Source organism: Zoogloea sp. 1C4 (assembly GCF_009469605.1).
In the GTDB taxonomy this organism is placed as follows: domain Bacteria; phylum Pseudomonadota; class Gammaproteobacteria; order Burkholderiales; family Rhodocyclaceae; genus Zoogloea; species Zoogloea oryzae.
Genome location: NZ_SSXU01000114.1, coordinates 1 through 1,150 on the forward strand (window position 1 = coordinate 1; position 1,150 = coordinate 1,150).

General features: G+C 30.8%; 1 protein-coding gene. It reads left to right on the forward strand.

Translation table 11 applies throughout. From position 1 onward, the window contains the following. A partial coding sequence (locus tag GH681_RS23890) for a hypothetical protein (RefSeq protein WP_228112063.1) occupies window positions 1-208 on the forward strand: 208 nt, incomplete at its 5' end. Window positions 209-1,150: the final 942 nt, after the last annotated feature.

Here is a 1,150-nt window from a genome sequence, read left to right on the forward strand (position 1 = left end):
ACCGTTGAAAGTAATTATACCTGAAGATACATCATCATATAGTTTACTTATAAACAGCTTACTACCTTCAGATTTAATCAAAGCTTTTACTACAGAAGTATCTACTACACCACCGCCTTCACCACCACCAATACCTAATGCTGATGGTTGGATATTGTGCCATGTACCATCACTAGCATACTACAGTAAATCTCCTTCTGTAATATAAGTAATAGTAACATCTTTAAGAGTAGCTAAATGATTAATTCTTTCAACTAATGTATCAAGCTCACCAACGCTAGTATCTAGAGTCTATACATTACCCTACAATGTTCTTACTAATCCTGTGAGTTCATTTAATTCATCTTTAGTTGCGTACTATGCCATTACTTTAATAGTTTATCTATTACTACTAATAATTTCATTCTCTGTTCCTCATCTATATTAAACGCGTATCCTTGAATTAGTATATCATATACGTAATTAACACACACGTAGTTTAATATTTGAGTTCTATCATAAGCAATATTATACTTTACTTTATTGCTTATTGTTTTACCTATTTTATAGTTATTCTCTATCATAGTGCACAACAACCATTATTGCAGCTCCTACAAACCTTACAATTTGTTACTCTACTATACGTACAGCAAGTATGCTCTAATGGGATTTCTAAGAGTCTACATAAATCAATATAATAATCTATAGCATCTTCAGTTAACTGATTAGCTAGAGCATATTCAAGTAATTGTGATTTAAAATCACACATTAATATTTTTTCCTTTTGGTGCTTATCTAAACAAGTATTGCAAAAAGTTACTAACATGTTTACTTTCCTATAGTACAAATTCTTCTAGTCTATAGCTATTGCAACTGCATTATTACTGCCAATAACACTAACTATGAAAGATGTGGCATCGTGTTCTTTAATGTTTATCGTAATGACATTATCAGAAATGCTAGGAGAATCAATGACATAGTTATGATCGTCATCATCACTACTGTACATATTCTTCTTATTAAGAACACTATCTAAATAAACTTTAGTTACTGAACTAGCGCTATCTAAAGTAATTGTAAGTATGTTATTCTCTATCTTTGTATTAATTATTTTCATATCTACAAAAAATTAAAAAGGCGAAGCCGAGGATAAACCTCAACCTCGCCTGGG